The 15768-nt window shown below is 72.0% G+C and carries 15 protein-coding genes; 7 read left to right on the top strand and 8 right to left on the bottom strand.

Translation table 11 applies throughout. The annotated features are described in order from the left end of the window. The first annotated feature begins 33 nt into the window (after positions 1 to 33). Positions 34 to 936, top strand: a complete 903-nt coding sequence (locus ACIBCJ_RS16305) for a deoxyribonuclease IV (protein ID WP_362102059.1) — start codon at positions 34 to 36, stop codon at positions 934 to 936. Positions 937 to 957: 21 nt separating this feature from the next. On the opposite strand, the gene ACIBCJ_RS16300 is transcribed toward ACIBCJ_RS16305, so the two are convergent. Then, positions 958 to 1605 (bottom strand): sulfite oxidase-like oxidoreductase, encoded by a 648-nt coding sequence (locus ACIBCJ_RS16300; RefSeq protein ID WP_365980156.1) that lies wholly within the window; start codon positions 1603 to 1605, stop codon positions 958 to 960. A gap of 191 nt (positions 1606 to 1796) precedes the next feature. Here ACIBCJ_RS16300 and bfr point away from each other — a divergent pair, with 191 nt between their 5' ends. Next, on the top strand, positions 1797 to 2300 hold the full coding sequence (bfr, locus tag ACIBCJ_RS16295; RefSeq protein WP_007448529.1) for a bacterioferritin: 504 nt from the start codon (positions 1797 to 1799) through the stop codon (positions 2298 to 2300). 36 nt (positions 2301 to 2336) lie between these two features. Here the strand turns inward: bfr and ACIBCJ_RS16290 are convergent, their stop codons facing one another. Together ACIBCJ_RS16290 and ACIBCJ_RS16285 are read right to left on the bottom strand one after the other, a co-directional pair. Continuing rightward, the gene (locus ACIBCJ_RS16290) at positions 2337 to 2570 is read right to left on the bottom strand and encodes a bacterioferritin-associated ferredoxin (RefSeq protein WP_133888398.1); all 234 of its coding nucleotides are present in this window, start codon (positions 2568 to 2570) and stop codon (positions 2337 to 2339) included. A gap of 165 nt (positions 2571 to 2735) precedes the next feature. Further along, positions 2736 to 4088, bottom strand: a complete 1353-nt coding sequence (locus ACIBCJ_RS16285; protein WP_133888397.1) for a class II 3-deoxy-7-phosphoheptulonate synthase — start codon at positions 4086 to 4088, stop codon at positions 2736 to 2738. Positions 4089 to 4275: 187 nt separating this feature from the next. On the opposite strand from ACIBCJ_RS16285, the gene ACIBCJ_RS16280 reads away from it, so the two are divergent. From ACIBCJ_RS16280 to ACIBCJ_RS16270, 3 genes are all read left to right on the top strand, one after another. Beyond that, positions 4276 to 7104 carry an N-acetylmuramoyl-L-alanine amidase gene (locus tag ACIBCJ_RS16280; RefSeq protein WP_365980155.1) on the top strand — a complete coding sequence of 943 codons (2829 nt, stop codon included), beginning with the start codon at positions 4276 to 4278 and terminating at the stop codon, positions 7102 to 7104. A 101-nt stretch (positions 7105 to 7205) separates the two neighbouring features. Next, a complete protein-coding gene (locus tag ACIBCJ_RS16275) occupies positions 7206 to 7262 on the top strand; it encodes a trp operon leader peptide (RefSeq protein WP_071528813.1) in 57 nt (18 codons plus the stop codon). A gap of 96 nt (positions 7263 to 7358) precedes the next feature. Then, positions 7359 to 9284, top strand: a complete 1926-nt coding sequence (locus tag ACIBCJ_RS16270; protein WP_365980153.1) for an anthranilate synthase family protein — start codon at positions 7359 to 7361, stop codon at positions 9282 to 9284. On the opposite strand, the gene ACIBCJ_RS16265 is transcribed toward ACIBCJ_RS16270, so the two are convergent. The 5 genes from ACIBCJ_RS16265 to ACIBCJ_RS16245 all read right to left on the bottom strand — a co-directional run bounded on the left by ACIBCJ_RS16265 (position 9242) and on the right by ACIBCJ_RS16245 (position 14184). Next, positions 9242 to 10237 (bottom strand): 2-hydroxyacid dehydrogenase, encoded by a 996-nt coding sequence (locus ACIBCJ_RS16265; protein ID WP_365980152.1) that lies wholly within the window; start codon positions 10235 to 10237, stop codon positions 9242 to 9244. The two genes, ACIBCJ_RS16270 and ACIBCJ_RS16265, sit on opposite strands and share 43 nt — an antisense overlap. 82 nt (positions 10238 to 10319) lie before the next feature. Continuing rightward, positions 10320 to 11348, bottom strand: a complete 1029-nt coding sequence (locus ACIBCJ_RS16260; RefSeq protein WP_365980151.1) for a 6-phosphofructokinase — start codon at positions 11346 to 11348, stop codon at positions 10320 to 10322. A 51-nt stretch (positions 11349 to 11399) separates the two neighbouring features. Beyond that, complete coding sequence (locus tag ACIBCJ_RS16255; RefSeq protein WP_362102038.1) at positions 11400 to 12113, bottom strand: response regulator transcription factor; 714 nt, start codon at positions 12111 to 12113, stop codon at positions 11400 to 11402. Next, positions 12106 to 13359: a MacS family sensor histidine kinase gene (macS, locus tag ACIBCJ_RS16250; protein ID WP_365980150.1), complete on the bottom strand. Its 1254-nt coding sequence runs from the start codon at positions 13357 to 13359 to the stop codon at positions 12106 to 12108. The genes ACIBCJ_RS16255 and macS overlap by 8 nt, the downstream gene beginning before the upstream one ends. 72 nt (positions 13360 to 13431) lie before the next feature. Continuing rightward, positions 13432 to 14184: a lysophospholipid acyltransferase family protein gene (locus tag ACIBCJ_RS16245; RefSeq protein ID WP_362102345.1), complete on the bottom strand. Its 753-nt coding sequence runs from the start codon at positions 14182 to 14184 to the stop codon at positions 13432 to 13434. A 150-nt stretch (positions 14185 to 14334) separates the two neighbouring features. Here ACIBCJ_RS16245 and ACIBCJ_RS16240 point away from each other — a divergent pair, with 150 nt between their 5' ends. Further along, positions 14335 to 15138, top strand: a complete 804-nt coding sequence (locus ACIBCJ_RS16240; protein ID WP_362505494.1) for an alpha/beta fold hydrolase — start codon at positions 14335 to 14337, stop codon at positions 15136 to 15138. Further along, positions 15131 to 15757 (top strand): hypothetical protein, encoded by a 627-nt coding sequence (locus tag ACIBCJ_RS16235; RefSeq protein WP_365980149.1) that lies wholly within the window; start codon positions 15131 to 15133, stop codon positions 15755 to 15757. Before ACIBCJ_RS16240 ends, ACIBCJ_RS16235 begins: the two co-directional genes overlap by 8 nt. Positions 15758 to 15768 lie beyond the last annotated feature (11 nt).

Genomic DNA, 15768 nt, shown 5'->3' with positions numbered 1-15768 from the left:
GGGGCGCCGTCCGCCGCATGACACCCTGGACGGGTGAAGAGTCAACAGCCCGCCCTCTCGGCCACCGCCTCCGCCGCCCTCCCCCGCAACCCCGTCGGCGGCCACGTCCCGGTGGCCGGCGGACTGCACTCCGTCGGGCTGTCCTACGCCCGTGAGCTGCGGGCGGAGACCGTGCAGGTCTTCGTCGCCAACCCGCGCGGCTGGGCCACCCCGGCCGGCCGCCCCGAGCAGGACGAGGCCTTCCGGGAGGCCTGCGCGGCCGGGTCGATCCCCGCGTACGTGCACGCCCCGTACCTGATCAACTTCGGCTCGCACACCGAGGCGACGGTGGAGCGGTCGGTCGAGTCGCTGCGCCACTCGCTGCGGCGCGGGCGCGCGATCGGGGCGCTCGGCGTGGTCGTGCACACCGGCAGCGCGACCGGCGGCCGGGACCGCGGGGTGGCGCTGAAGCAGGTGCGGGAGCACATGCTGCCGCTGCTGGACGAGCTGACCCACGACGACGACCCGTACCTGCTGCTGGAGTCGACCGCGGGGCAGGGCGCCTCCCTGTGCTCGCGGACCTGGGACTTCGGGCCGTACTTCGAGGCGCTGGACGCCCATCCGAAGCTGGGCGTGTGCCTGGACACCTGCCACATCTTCGCGGCCGGCCACGACCTGACCGGGCCGTCCGGCATGCACCAGACCCTCGACCTGCTGGTGGACACCGTCGGCGAGGGCAGGCTGAAGCTGATCCACGCCAACGACTCCAAGGACGTGGCGGGCGCACACAAGGACAGGCACGAGAACATCGGCGCCGGTCACATCGGCGAGGACCCGTTCCGCGCGCTGATGACGCACCCCGCGACCGAGGGGGTGCCGCTGGTCATCGAGACGCCCGGCGGCAAGGAGGGGCACGCGGCGGACGTGGAGCGGCTGAAGAAGCTGCGCGACGGCTGACCCCGGGGAGGCCGCGCGGGGTCACGCCTCGGGGCCGTCCCCGGGCTCCTCCTGGTAGGAGTAGCGCTGCTCCCGCCACGGGTCGCCGATGTTGTGGTAGCCGCGCTCCTCCCAGAAGCCGCGCCGGTCGGCGGTCATGTACTCGATGCCGCGGACCCACTTCGGGCCCTTCCAGGCGTACAGGTGCGGGACGATCAGCCGCAGCGGGAAGCCGTGCTCGGCGGTGAGCAGCTCGCCGTCCTTGTGGGTGGCGAAGAGGGTGTGCTCGGCGGCGAAGTCGGACAGCCTGAGGTTGGAGCTGAAGCCGTACTCCGCCCACACCATCACGTGGGTGACGGCGGGCGCGGGCGGGGCGAGGTCGAGGATCGCGGCGGCCGGGACGCCGCCCCACTCGGCGCCGAGCATGCTGAACTTCGTGACGCAGTGCAGGTCGGCGACGACGGTGGTGTAGGGCAGGGCCGTGAACTCGTCGTGGGTCCAGCCGTGCTTCTCGTCGTCGGTGGTGGCGCCGAAGACCCGGAACTCCCAGCGTTCGGGACGGAACTTGGGGACCGGTCCGTAGTGCGTGACGGGCCAGCCGCGCTGCAGTCGCTGCCCGGGCGGGAGCTCGAACCGCGACGCTCCTTGCGAACCGTCTTCTCCCGATCCGTGTTCCACCGGCTGACCCATGTCTCCATCCTGACAGACCCGGACCGATGCCCCTGACCCACCCCGCTTACATTCGGGCAAAGAGCAACAAACGCGACGAAGACGACTAAGCCTGTCCTTACTTACTAAGTCAAGACTTACTGGACGATCTTCGACGGCGGTGCAATCATGCCGCGCAACACGCCTGTTCCCGTTCGAAGGAGCGTCAAGCGATGCAGGGCGACCCGGAAGTCATCGAGTTCCTCAATGAGCAGCTGACCGCCGAGCTCACGGCCATCAACCAGTACTTCCTGCACGCGAAACTGCAGGACCACAAGGGCTGGACCAAGCTCGCGAAGTACACGCGCGCGGAGTCCTTCGACGAGATGCGCCACGCCGAGGTGCTCACCGACCGCATCCTGCTCCTGGACGGCCTGCCGAATTACCAGCGGCTCTTCCACGTGCGGGTCGGCCAGAGCGTGACCGAGATGTTCCAGGCCGACCGGGAGATCGAGCTGGAGGCGATCGACCGGCTGCGCCGGGGCATCGAGGTGATGCGGGCCAAGCACGACATCACGTCGGCCAACGTCTTCGAGGCGATCCTCGCCGACGAGGAGCACCACATCGACTACCTGGAGACCCAGCTCGACCTGATCGAGAAGCTGGGCGAGTCGCTGTACCTGTCGACGGTCATCGAGCAGACCCAGCCGGACCCGTCGGGGCCCGGGTCGCTCTAGGTCCCGTCGTCCGTACCCGGCGGGCGGGCGCCGGGCTCAGGCCGCCTCGGGAAGCTCCGCGAGGACCGGCGCGCCCTGATCGGCCAGCTCCCGGCGGGGGCACGCGCCCCGGCCGAGCAGGGCCTGGATCCGGCGTACGCAGCCGCCGCAGTCGGTGCCCGCCTTGCAGGCGGAGGCGATCTGCCGGGGCGTGCACGCGCCGGCCTCCGCGTGGCTCTTCACCTGTTCCTCGGTGACACCGAAGCAGCTGCAGACGAACACGCGGTTCACCTCCCGGACGGGTACAAGGTCGTGCCGTACCGACGACGACCGGGGGCCCGACTGACGGTGAGGCAAACCTAACCTTACCCATCGCGCCAGGCCGGCAAAAGTGGAAGGGGCGCGGATCCCGTGTGACCCGCGCCCCATTTCACCCGCCCCTCGCGAGGCGGACCGTCACTGGTCCCGGTACATCTCCGCCACCAGGAACGCCAGGTCGAGCGACTGGCTGCGGTTCAGCCGGGGGTCGCAGGCCGTCTCGTAGCGCTGGTGCAGGTCGTCGACGAAGATCTCGTCGCCGCCGCCCACGCACTCGGTGACGTCGTCACCGGTCAGCTCCACGTGGATGCCGCCCGGGTGGGTGCCGAGCGACTTGTGGACCTCGAAGAAGCCCTTGACCTCGTCGAGCACGTCGTCGAAGCGGCGGGTCTTGTGCCCGGAGGCCGCCTCGTAGGTGTTGCCGTGCATCGGGTCGGTGATCCAGGCGACGGTGGCGCCGGACGCGGTGACCTTCTCCACCAGCTCGGGGAGCTTGTCGCGGATCTTGTCCGCGCCCATCCGGACGATGAAGGTCAGCCGGCCGGGCTCGCGGTCGGGGTCCAGGCGCTCGATGTACTGCAGCGCCTCCTCGGCCGTGGTGGACGGGCCGAGCTTGATGCCGATCGGGTTGCGGATGCGCGAGGCGAACTCGATGTGCGCGTGGTCCAGCTGCCGGGTGCGCTCACCGATCCACACCATGTGCCCGGAGACGTCGTACAGCTGCCCGGTGCGCGAGTCGACGCGGGTGAGGGCCGACTCGTAGTCCAGCAGCAGCGCCTCGTGCGAGGAGAAGAACTCGACGGTCTGGAACTCGGCCGGGTCCGTCCCGCAGGCCCGCATGAAGTTCAGCGCGTTGTCGATCTCCCGGGCCAGCTGCTCGTAGCGCTGGCCGGAGGGGGAGGACTTCACGAAGTCCTGGTTCCAGGCGTGCACCTGGCGCAGGTCGGCGTAGCCGCCGGTGGTGAAGGCGCGCACCAGGTTCAGCGTGGACGCCGACGCGTGGTACATGCGCTTGAGCCGCTCGGGGTCCGGGATCCGGGCCGCCTCGGTGAAGTCGAAGCCGTTGACGGAGTCGCCGCGGTAGGTCGGCAGGGTCACGCCGTCGCGGGTCTCGGTGGGCTTGGAGCGCGGCTTGGAGTACTGACCGGCGATCCGGCCGACCTTCACCACGGGCACGGACGCGGCGTAGGTGAGGACGGCGCCCATCTGGAGCAGCGTCTTCAGCTTGTTGCGGATGTGGTCCGCGGACACCGCGTCGAAGGCCTCGGCGCAGTCGCCGCCCTGGAGGAGGAACGCCTCTCCCTTGGCGACGGCCGCCATCCGGGCGCGCAGCTGGTCGCACTCGCCCGCGAAGACGAGCGGCGGATACGACTCGAGGTCCGCGATCACTGCGCGCAGAGCCTCGGTGTCGGGGTACTCGGGCTGCTGCGCCGCGGGCAGGTCTCGCCAGGTGTTGCCAGCGCTCGGGCTGGTCTTAGCGTTCACGGTCACCCCTCAACACTAAGGGGTCACGCCACGCGCTTTTCGCCGTGGCTCGACAGATGAGACGGGCCCCCGGCGCGGGCGGCGGCCGACGGGTTGGTAACCTCACGCGTTTCCTGGGATCGCGTCCCAGGCATCGCAGACATCGCAGCTGCACACATACATGTTCATACCGAGCGCATACCGGGGTGGGGTTTTGAGCGCTGAGCATCGAAGAGACCGCAAGAAGAAGAGGCTGCTGGTCTACGGCGTCGCCACGGCGGTGGCCGTCGCCGCCACGGCCGGCACTCTTGCCCTGGCCTCGCCCGGCCTCCTCGGCTCGGACGCCGCCGAGGCGGCCGTACCGGCGGGAGCACGGCTGCAGACGGAGTTCGAGCAGGCCGCCGAGGAGTTCGACGTCCCGCAGAGCGTGCTGATGGCGGTCTCGTACCGGCAGACGCGCTGGGAGGACCACGACGGGCTGCCGAGCACCACCGGCGCGTACAACGTGATGGGGCTCACGGACGTCGACGCGGACAGCCTGGAGAACGGCGGCGCCGCCGAGGAGCGCGAGCACCGGCTCGAGCACATGAACCGCAGCGGTGACCCGGTCGTCGAGAAGCACTTCGACGCCGACAAGGCGCTGGAGAGCCTCGACGAGGAGCCGGTCGACACCGACGACCCGCGGCTGCACACCCTGGACGAGGCGGCCGGCCTCATCGACACCTCCGCCGAGAAGGTGCGCAGCGACACCGGCGAGAGCATCCGGGCGGGCGCCGCGCTGCTGGCCAAGTACCAGAAGGACGCCACCGGTTCGCTGCCCGAGGACCCCGGCGCCTGGTACCCGGCCGTGGCCCGGGCCAGCCAGGCCCCGGACACCAAGGGCGCGCAGCTCTTCGCGCAGCGCGTGTTCGACACGGTCAGGAGCGGTGAGCAGCGCGTCACCGCCGACGGCCAGACCCTCAGCCTCCCCGCCGACCCGGCCGTGAAGCCGCGGCAGACGACGGACCTGGAGCTGGCCGCGGGCTCCGCCGCCCCGGCCCCCGAGTGCCCGTCCGGTCTGCGCTGCGACTTCCGTCCCGCCGCCTACAAGCAGAACGGCGCCATCGACGACTGGGGCAACTACAACGTCGCGAGCCGCCCCACGGCCGGCCACGAGATCACCTCGATCGTGATCCACGACACCGAGGGCAGCTACAGCAGCGCGCTGGGCGTCTTCCAGAACTCCCTGTCGTACGCCAGCACCCACTACCTGGTCCGCGCCTCCGACGGTCTGGTCACCCAGCTGGTCGAGACGAAGAACGAGGCGTGGCACGCGGCCAACAAGACCCTCAACATGCACTCGATCGGTATCGAGCACGAGGGTTACGCGATCAAGAACGGCAGCTGGTACACCGAGCCGCAGTACGAGTCGTCGGCCGCCCTGGTGAAGTACCTGGCCGGCAGGTTCGGCATCCCGCTGGACCGTGAGCACATCATCGGCCACGACGAGATCCCGGGCGTCCTGGACGGCAACGTGAAGTCCCAGCACTGGGACCCGGGCCCGTTCTGGGACTGGAACCACTACATGGGCCTGCTGGGCGCCCCCACCGGCGCCGAGGGACCGGGCGGCCCGTACAAGGCCGGCCAGGTGGTCCGCGTCGTCCCGCCGTTCACCACGGCCAACCAGCCGAAGATCACCAACAACGGCTCCTCGGTCCCCGCGCAGCCGGCGAACTTCGCGTACCTGTACTCCTCGCCGTCCACCTCGTCGGCCACCCTCACCGACCCCTACCTGGGCAGCCAGACCTGGAGCGAGGGCTGGAACTGGGGCAACAAGGTCCTGGCCGGCGGTGAGTACGTGGTCGCCGAGGCACGGCAGGACTGGACGGCCGTCTGGTACGGCGGCAAGAAGGCCTGGTTCTACAACCGGGGCGGCCAGTTCGCCACGGCCGCCGGCACGCCGGACGTGATCACGCCCAAGGCGGGCGCGAGCTCGGTCCCCGTGTACGGGCGGGCCTACCCCGAGGACAGCGCGTACGCGGGCACCGGGGTGCCGGTCCAGAGCAAGAACAACGAGTCGCTGACCAAGTACGGCGTCCTCGCCGGGCAGAAGTACACCCTCGCCGGTGGCGCCCTGAAGGGCTCCTACTACAACAGCGGCAACATGGACGGGTCGGGCGCGGGCTCGCGCACTGTGGTCGTGGGCGACACCACGTACTACCCGATCCGCTTCAACCACCGCGTCGGTTACGTCCGCACGGCCGACGTCCAGCTGGTCAAGGGCGCCGCGCCCGACCCGGGCACCAACCGGTACGACATCCTCGGCCGGGACGCCTCGGGCGTGCTGTGGCAGTACCAGGGCACCGGCACCGCGTCCTCGCCGTTCTTCGCCCGCTTCCGCGTCGGCGGCGGCTGGAACACCTACAACGCGGTGACGACGCTGACGGCGCTGCGCGCCGACGGCACCGGCGACATGGTGGCCCGCGACAAGAGCGGCGTGCTCTGGTACTACAAGGGCAGCGGCGACCTGACGGAGCCGTTCGCCGCGCGCACCCGGGTCGGCGGCGGCTGGTCCGTCTACGACACGATCACCGGCGCCCGCGACCTCACGGGCGACGGCAAGCCGGACCTGGTGGCCCGCGACAAGAGCGGCGTGCTGTGGCTCTACAAGGGCACCGGCACGACCTCCGCGCCCTTCGAGAGCAAGGCCAGGATCGGCGGCGGCTGGAACATGTACAACGCGCTCGCCGACACCGGTGACCTCACGGGCGACGGCAAGCCGGACCTGGTCGCCCGCGACAAGAGCGGCGTGCTCTGGCTCTACAAGGGCACCGGCAAGGCGTCGGCCGTGTTCGAGTCCCGCACCCAGATCGGCCGCGGCTGGTCCGTCTACGACGCGCTGCTCGGCCCCAGCGACCTGAACCGGGACGGTGTGCCCGACCTCGTCGCCCGGGACAAGGACGGCGTGCTCTGGTTCTACCAGGGCACCGGCAGCGCCTCGGCACCGTTCAAGGCCCGCACCAAGGTCGGCGGCGGCTGGAACACCTACGGCATGCTCATGTGAGACACCCGCCGGTGACCCGGCACACCGTCCGCGGCGTCGCTGCCGTCCCGCATCGCGGGACGTGCCGCGGCGCCGCGCCCGGATGCGCTAGGGTCGGCGGCATGTTCGCGCACTCGACCCAGAACTGGTGGTGGACCGCTCATCCGGCGGCCCACTGACAACGCGCGACGCACGACTTCGCGAAGGCCGCCCGAGGGGCGGCCTTCGGTGTTTCCGCGGCCGGGACCGTCCCTTACCGACAGAGGGACACCACCATGACACCGCACCCCGCACCCCGCACGAGTCCGCTCGACGGCCTGCCGGCCGACTCCCGCCCGTTCGCCCTGCTCCGCCGCCGCGCCCCCGGTCACGACCACGACGTGGTCGAGCTGCTGGTCGGCCCGGTCGCGCAGCACGACAGACTCGCCGACCTGCCCGACGAGGGGCTGGCGCTGGTCCCCTTCCGGCAGATCCGCGAGCGCGGCTTCGACGTCCGCGACGACGGCACGCCCCTGCTGATGCTCACCCCCGAGGAGCGGTACGACATCCCGCTCGCCGAGGCGCTGGCGCAGTTGCCCGCGCACGAGGTCCGGGTCGAGGGCGGCGGCTTCGACGTCGGCGACGAGGAGTACGCGCGGATCGTCGGGCGGGTCCTCGACGAGGAGATCGGGCGGGGCGAGGGCGCCAACTTCGTGATCCGGCGGACGTACGAGGGCCGCGTCCCGGGGTTCGGGCGGGCCGACGCGCTGGCCCTGTTCCGGCGGCTGCTGGTCGGCGAGCGGGGCGCGTACTGGACGTTCGTGGTGCACACCGGGGACCGCACGCTGGTGGGCGCGAGCCCCGAGGTGCACGTGCGGATGTCCGGCGGCACGGTCGTCATGAACCCGATCAGCGGCACGTACCGCTATCCCGCCGAGGGGCCGACGCCGGAGCACCTGCTGGACTTCCTCGCCGACGGCAAGGAGATCGAGGAGCTGTCGATGGTCGTCGACGAGGAGCTCAAGATGATGTGCACCGTCGGCGACATGGGCGGGGTGGTCGTCGGCCCGCGGCTGAAGGAGATGGCGCACCTCGCGCACACCGAGTACGAGCTGCGCGGGAAGTCCTCCCTGGACGTGCGGGAGGTGCTGCGGGAGACCATGTTCGCGGCGACGGTCACCGGCTCGCCGGTGCAGAACGCCTGCCGGGTCATCGAGCGGCACGAGGCCGGCGGGCGCGGCTACTACGCGGGCGCGCTGGCACTGCTCGGCCGGGACGCCGGGGACGGGCCGGGGCGGCCGGGCGGTCACCCGACCCTCGACTCCCCCATCCTGATCCGCACCGCCGACATCGACGCCGACGGGCGGCTGCGGGTGCCGGTCGGCGCCACGCTGGTGCGCGGTTCGGACCCGGCGGGCGAGGTCGCCGAGACCCACGCCAAGGCGGCCGGGGTGCTGGCGGCGCTCGGCGTGGGTCCGTCCCGGCCGCGTGCGGAGGCCGGGCGGCCCCGGCTGGCCGACGATCCCCGGGTGCGGGCGGCGCTGGACGGGCGCCGCGCCTCGCTGGCCCCGTTCTGGCTGCGGATGCAGGAGCCGTCGGCCGCGCTGAGCGGACACGCCCTGGTCGTCGACGCGGAGGACACCTTCACGGCGATGCTCGCGCACCTGCTGCGTTCCTCGGGGCTCGCGGTGAGCGTACGGCGCTACGACGAGCCGGGGCTGCGCGAGGCGGCGCTCGGGCACGAGGGCGGGCCGGTGGTGCTGGGGCCGGGCCCCGGCGACCCCGGTGACCCGGCCGACCCGAAGATGCGCTTCCTGCGGTCCCTGACCGCCGAGCTGCTCGCGGCGAACCGGCACGGCGTCCTCGGGGTCTGCCTCGGGCACGAGCTGATCGCGGCGGAGCTGGGCCTCGCCGTCGTACGCAAGGCGGTGCCGTACCAGGGGGCGCAGACGGAGATCGACCTGTTCGGGCGGCCGGAGACGGTCGGCTTCTACAACAGCTTCACCGCGCGCTGCGACGACGCGGCGGCCGTTGCGCTGGCCGCGCGGGGCGTCGAGGTGAGCCGTTCGGCGGGCGGCGAGGTGCACGCGCTGCGGGGTGCGGGTTTCGCCGGGGTGCAGTTCCATCCCGAGTCGGTGCTGACGCTGAACGGCACGGCCGTCGTGCGGGAGCTGACCGGTCAGCTGCGCGGGACGAGCACGTTCTCGGAGCGGCGGCCCTGACGGTAGTCGAGGACGTTGCGCGCCGTCGTGTCGACGATCTGACCGACGGCGTCCTCGGTGTAGTACGCCTGGTGCGAGGTGACCAGGACGTTCGGGAAGGTGACGAGGCGGGCCAGGGTGTCGTCCCCGACGGCCTCCAGGGACTTGTCGAGGAAGAACAGGCCCGCCTCCGCCTCGTACACGTCCAGGCCCACGCCCGTGAAGCGGCCCGCGCGCAGCTCGCCGACGAGGGCCGCGGTGTCGACCAGGCCGCCCCGGCTGGAGTTGATCAGGATGGCGTCGTCCCGCATCGACTTCAGGGCGGCCGCGTCGATCAGGTGCCGGGTGTCGGGCATCAGCGGGACGTGCAGCGTGATCAGGTCGGAGCGGGCCAGCAGCTCGTCCTTCGGGACGTACCGCATGCCCAGCTCCGCGCAGGCCGGGTTCTCGGCGACGTCCCAGCCGAGCAGCCGCATGCCGAAGCCGTGGGCGATGCGGGCGAAGGCCTCGCCGATCTTGCCGGTGCCGAGGATCCCGGCGGTGCGGCCGTGCAGGTCGCGGCCCATCAGGCCGTGCAGGCGGAAGTCGAAGTCGCGGGTGCGGGTGGAGGCGCGCACGATCCGCCGGTTGACGGCCATGGCGAGGGTCCAGGCGAACTCGGCGACCGAGTAGGGCGAGTAGGACGACACCCGGGCCACGGTGATGCCGAGCCGCTCGGCGGTGTCCAGGTCGACGTTGTTGAAGCCGGTGGAGCGCTGGGCCACCATCCGGGTGCCGCCGGCCGCGAGGATCTCCAGGACGTCCGCGCCGAGGTCGGCGTTGACGGACGTGGAGACGATCTCGTGGCCGGCCGCGATGGGCGCGGTGTCCTCGTTGAGGAAGACGTCCAGGCAGCGGACGTCCTCGTGGTCGCGGAAGGCCCGCTCGATCAGGGGCTTCTCGTCGGCCTGGACGCCGAAGGCAAGGATCTCCATGACCGCTCCCGTTCCGGTGGGCTCCGGGCCGAATATACGGCCCCCGGCCCGCCGTCGCCGGTCAGCGGTCGTCCGCCGGGGGTCAGCCGAAGAAGACGCCGACCTCCTCGTACAGCGCCGGGTCGACGGTCTTCAGCCGGGCGGTGGCCTCGGCGATGGGGACGCGGACGATGTCCGTGCCGCGCAGGGCGACCATCTTCCCGAAGTCCCCGTCGCGCACGCAGTCGATGGCGTGCAGTCCGAAACGGGTGGCGAGCCAGCGGTCGAAGGCGCTGGGGGTGCCGCCGCGCTGGACGTGGCCGAGGACGGTGGTGCGGGCCTCCTTGCCGGTGCGTTTCTCGATCTGCTTGGCCAGCCACTCGCCGACCCCGGACAGCCGGACGTGCCCGTAGGAGTCCAGCGACTCGTCCTTGAGCACCAGGTCGCCGTCGCGGGGCATCGCCCCCTCGGCGACGACCACGATCGGGGCGTAGGACGCCCGGAACCGGGAGGTCACCCAGGTGCACACCTGCTCGACGTCGAAGCGCTGTTCGGGGATGAGGATGACGTTGGCGCCGCCGGCCAGGCCCGAGTGCAGGGCGATCCAGCCGGCGTGCCGGCCCATGACCTCGACGACCAGGACGCGCATGTGGGACTCGGCCGTGGTGTGCAGCCGGTCGATGGCCTCCGTGGCGATGCCGACGGCGGTGTCGAACCCGAAGGTGTAGTCGGTGGCGGACAGGTCGTTGTCGATGGTCTTGGGGACGCCGACGCAGGGCACGGCGTACTCGTCCGCGAGGCGGGTGGCGACGCCGAGGGTGTCCTCGCCGCCGATGGTGATGAGTGCGTCGACGCCGAGCGCGGCGAGGTTGTCCTTGATGCGCCGGATGCCGTCCTGCTGCTGGAGCGGATTGGTGCGCGAGGAGCCGAGGACGGTGCCGCCGCGGGGCAGGATGCCGCGGACGGCCGGGATGTCGAGCGGGACGGTGTCGCCCTCCAGGGGGCCGCGCCAGCCGTCCCGGAAGCCGGTGAAGTCGTAGCCGTACTCCTGGACGCCCTTGCGGACGACGGCCCGGATGACGGCGTTGAGCCCGGGGCAGTCGCCGCCTCCGGTCAGTACTCCGACCTTCATCGCACAACCCCTTTGCCAGGGTGGGTGGTTGAGGCCACTGTCCCGCGTGGGTCAGGCGTCGTCCAGACCGCGTTCTATCGCGTACCGCACCAGTTCCACCCGGTTGTGCAGCTGGAGCTTGCCGAGGGTGTTCTGGACGTGGTTCTGCACGGTGCGGTGGGAGATGACGAGGCGTTCGGCGATCTGCTTGTAGCTCAGGCCCTTGGCGACCAGGCGCAGCACCTCGGTCTCCCGGTCGGTGAGCCGGGGCGCGCCGGGATCGTCGGTGCCGGCGGCAGGGGCGGGTTCGGAGGCGAGGCGGCGGTATTCGCCGAGGACGAGCCCGGCGAGCCCCGGGGTGAAGACCGGGTCACCGGCGGCCGTACGGCGCACCGCGTCCCGCAGCTCCTCCGTGGAGGCCGACTTCAGCAGGTATCCGGTCGCGCCGGACTTCACCGCCTCCAGCACGTCGGCGTGCTCCCCGCTCGCCGAGAGCACCAGCACGCGCAGCGTGGGGTCGGCGCCGAGGACCTCCTTGCAGACCTGGACGCCGGGCTTGCCGGGCAGGTTGAGGTCGAGGACGAGGACGTCCGGAGCGACGGCCGCGGCCCGGCGCACCGCCTGGTCGCCGTCGCCCGCGGTGGCGACCACGTCGAAGCCCGACTCGGCCAGGTCCCGGGCGACGGCGTCGCGCCACATCGGGTGGTCGTCGACCACCATGACCCTGACCGGGCCCTCCCGTTCCGGGCCGCGCCGTTCACCCGGCATCCGCTGTCGTTCACTCATGGTCCACTGCCTTCCCCCGTGCGGTGGTACCCCTGCCGGTACCGACGGTCTTCTTCGGTGCCTTCAGCTCGACCTCCGTGCCCTGTCCGGGCACCGAGATCAGTTCGGCCGTGCCTCCGAGGTCGCGCAGCCGGCCGCGGATCGACAGGGCCACGCCGAGCCGTCCCTCGCCCTCGGCCTCGGCGAGCCGGCCCTCGGCGATGCCCGGCCCCTCGTCGCGGACGGTGACGATCACCTCGTCCGGTTCGTCCTCGACCAGGATCCAGGCGCGCGCCCGCTCCCCGACGTGTGTCCGGACGTTGTCCAGGGCGGCGCCCACGGCGGCCGCCAGTTCCCGCGCCGCCCGGGGGGCGAGCAGGACGGGGGCGCCCGGCTCGGCGAGGTTCACCAGCGAGCCGGCGTACGGGGCGAGCAGGGCCCGCAGGTCGACGGGGGCGTCCGGGTCCGCACCCTCCGGTTCGTCGACCACCCGGACGACCGCGCCGTCGGCTGCGTCCTCCGAGACGCGGGAGACGGGTACCAGGCCGCCGGAGACCAGGGTGCGCAGGGCCACCTCCTGCTCCCCGGCCAGCCGGCCCAGCTCGGCCGCCTCGCCGCCGATGACGGCGCCCCTGCGCTGCACCATCGCCAGCACCTGGAGGACGCTGTCGTGGATGTCCCGGGCGAGCCGCTCGCGTTCCCTGGTCGCGGCCTCGATCTCCAGGGCGCGGGCGAGGGTGCGCTCGGAGGCACGGGCGACCTCGACGACGTAGCCGATGGCGATGGAGGCGACCCAGACGAGGATGACGTTGTGGACGGTGTCGCGGGCCGGGGTGCCGCGTTCGGCCAGGTTGGCGACGGCGACCAGGGTGGAGGCCACGGCCGCCCAGCGCCAGCCGCCCTTGATCGCGAAGGCCAGTACGGAACCGGCGGTCCATATCGACGGCAGCGTCGGACCGCCGTCCATGACGCGCTCGTGGGCGTCGGCGAGGGGGGTGAGCAGGATGCCGGTCAGGGCGACGGCGAGGTCGGCGGCGAGGAACCGGCTGGTGCAGCTCGCCGCGTTCGTGACCTTGGGGAGGGTGGCCAGGGTCCAGACGAAGAGGACGGCGTAGTAGGCGACGGCCAGCCAGGGGCGGACGAAGCCGGACCAGGCGGTGGCGAAGAAGCCGATCGCGTACAGCATGGTGAGCACGCGGTAGCCGGCGAGCGCGCGCCACAGCGGCAGCTCGACCGACATCCTCATGACTCTCTCGCGCCTGGCCATGTCCCCCCTCTCCCGACCACGGTGCCCGGTCGTCCCGTCCCCGGTGCCGCCGTGCCCGGGCCCCTGCCCGGACTAGGTCCCGGTCCCGGTCCCGCTCTTCTCGGCCTTGGCCGTCCTGGCCGCCTTCTCGGCCTTCGCCGCCTTCTCGGCCTTCGTCGCCTCCGCGAGCTGTCGTTTCATGGCGGTCGCGTACATGTCGACGTACTCCTGGCCGGAGAGCCTCATGATCTCGTACATGACCTCGTCGGTCACCGCGCGCAGCACGAAGCGGTCGTGCTCCATGCCCTGGTAGCGGGAGAAGTCGAGCGGCTTGCCGATGCGGATGCCGGGCCGCATCAGCTTCGGCATCACCTGGCCGGGCGGCTGGATCTTCTCGGTGTCGATCATGGCGACCGGGATGACGGGCGCGCCGGTGGCCAGGGCCACCCGGGCGAGGCCGCCCGGCTTGCCCCGGTACAGGCGGCCGTCCGGGGAACGCGTGCCCTCGGGGTAGATGCCGAACAGCTCGCCGCGCTCCAGGACCTCTATGCCGCTCTTGATGGCGGCCTCGCCCGCGCCGCGCGCGCCGGAACGGTCCACCGGGAGCTGGCCCACGCCCTTGAAGAACGCCGCGGTCAGCCTGCCCTTGAGCCCGGGGGTGTTGAAGTACTCGGCCTTGGCGATGAAGGTCACCTTGCGGTCGAGGACGGCGGGCAGGAAGAACGAGTCGGAGAACGACAGGTGGTTGCTCGCCAGGATGGCGGGGCCGTCGGCCGGGATGTGCTCCAGCCCTTCCACCCAGGGCCGGAAGGCGAGCTTCAGCGACCCCCCGATGGTGACCTTCATCGTGCCGTACAGCAACCCAGTGCCTCCCGTGTCCGAAGTTCAGACCTTATCCCGCGGCACCGTCAATGGCGCCGACGGCCCTGGTCGGTGTCCGTGCGGTCGCGTACGGTGAAAGCCCCGCGAGTCCCCCTGACGACAGGAGACCGAGACGTGTCGGTCCTGCCCGGAGCCGAGCCGTTCCGCCACGAGGGCGGGGAGGCCGGCGTCCTCCTCTGTCACGGTTTCACCGGTTCCCCGCAGTCGCTGCGCCCCTGGGGCCGGTACCTGGCCGCGCGCGGCCTGACGGTCTCGCTGCCGCTGCTGCCCGGGCACGGCACCCGGTGGCAGGACATGCAGGTCACCGGGTGGCAGGACTGGTACGCGGAGGTGGACCGCGAGCTGCGCGCCCTGCGCGAGCGCTGCACGCGGGTCTTCGTGGCCGGCCTGTCCATGGGCGGCGCGCTGGCACTGCGGCTCGCCGCCAAGCACGGGGAGGCGGTGCAGGGCGTCGTCGTGGTGAACCCGGCGAACCGGATGCACGGGGTGGCCCAGCACGCCCTGCCGGTCCTGCGCCACCTGGTGCCGGCGACGAAGGGCATCGCCAGTGACATCGCCAAGCCGCGCAGCACGGAGCTGGGGTACGACCGGGTGCCGCTGCACTCGGCGCACTCGCTGCGCGCGTTCTTCCGTCTCGCCGACGGCGACCTGCCGCAGGTGACCCAGCCGCTGCTGTTGCTGCGCAGCCCGCAGGACCACGTGGTGCCGCCGGCCGACTCGGCGCGCATCCTGGGCCGGGTCTCGTCGACGGACGTGACCGAGATCCTGCTGGAACAGAGCTACCACGTGGCGACGTTGGACCACGATGCGGACCGGATCTTCGCGGAGAGCGTCGCGTTCATCGGCCGGCTCGCGCCCGGTTCCGTCACGGAACCGGATTCCGGTCTCGGCAAGGAAGGGACGGCCGCAGGTGGCTGAGCACGACTCCGACCGCGAGGACCGCGAGGACCGCGAGGAGCGGGACCTGGAGCGGGAGCACCGCGAGGGACGGGAGCGCGCGGCGGACGGCGGTCCCGGGGCGCAGGGGACGCCCTTCGACGAGGACGCGGCCTGGGACGCGATCGTCGCCGGGTACGGGGACGAGCCGCCGGACCCGCCGGGCGCGAAGCCCTTCAAGTCGATCGAGGACCTGGCCCTGCTGGAGCCGGAGGTGAACGACGAGAAGCCCGCGGCGGACCGGCCGTCCTCGGAGCGGCCGCTGGGCAGCTCCGTGGCCTTCGCTCCCGGCATCGGCCCCCGCGACCACACCCCCGCCGAACCGTCCGACGACGACTTCGACGCGGACGACGAGGGTCACTTCGTGCCGCCCGAGCCGCCGCCGCTGCCCGACGCCGACCCCACCGCGAAGTTCGCCTGGCTGGGCGTGCTCGGCGGCCCGGTGCTGCTCCTGCTGGCGGTGGTGCTCGGCTGGGAGATGACCTGGTGGCTGACGACCCTGAGCATCGGCGGCTTCCTCGGGGGCTTCGCCACCCTGGTCGTGCGGATGCGGACGGGTGAAGAGGACGACGACGATCCGGGGCGGGGCGCGGTGGTGTAGCCGGCCCGGGA

It is taken from the genome of Streptomyces sp. NPDC051136 (genome assembly GCF_044455745.1).
Lineage (GTDB): Bacteria > Actinomycetota > Actinomycetes > Streptomycetales > Streptomycetaceae > Streptomyces.
Note: the sequence above shows the minus strand (reverse complement) of the source record. Positions and strands in the feature narration are given on the sequence as shown.

Coding starts and splice junctions, on each gene's coding strand:
- ACIBCJ_RS16245 (WP_362102345.1), bottom strand. CDS start 14,184: ATGAAGGTCACCATCGGGGGGTCGCTGAAGCTCGCCTTCCGGCCCTGG.
- ACIBCJ_RS16255 (WP_362102038.1), bottom strand. CDS start 12,113: ATGAGTGAACGACAGCGGATGCCGGGTGAACGGCGCGGCCCGGAACGG.
- ACIBCJ_RS16270 (WP_365980153.1), top strand. CDS start 7,359: ATGACACCGCACCCCGCACCCCGCACGAGTCCGCTCGACGGCCTGCCG.
- ACIBCJ_RS16265 (WP_365980152.1), bottom strand. CDS start 10,237: ATGGAGATCCTTGCCTTCGGCGTCCAGGCCGACGAGAAGCCCCTGATC.
- macS (WP_365980150.1), bottom strand. CDS start 13,359: ATGGCCAGGCGCGAGAGAGTCATGAGGATGTCGGTCGAGCTGCCGCTG.
- ACIBCJ_RS16260 (WP_365980151.1), bottom strand. CDS start 11,348: ATGAAGGTCGGAGTACTGACCGGAGGCGGCGACTGCCCCGGGCTCAAC.
- ACIBCJ_RS16300 (WP_365980156.1), bottom strand. CDS start 1,605: ATGGGTCAGCCGGTGGAACACGGATCGGGAGAAGACGGTTCGCAAGGA.
- bfr (WP_007448529.1), top strand. CDS start 1,797: ATGCAGGGCGACCCGGAAGTCATCGAGTTCCTCAATGAGCAGCTGACC.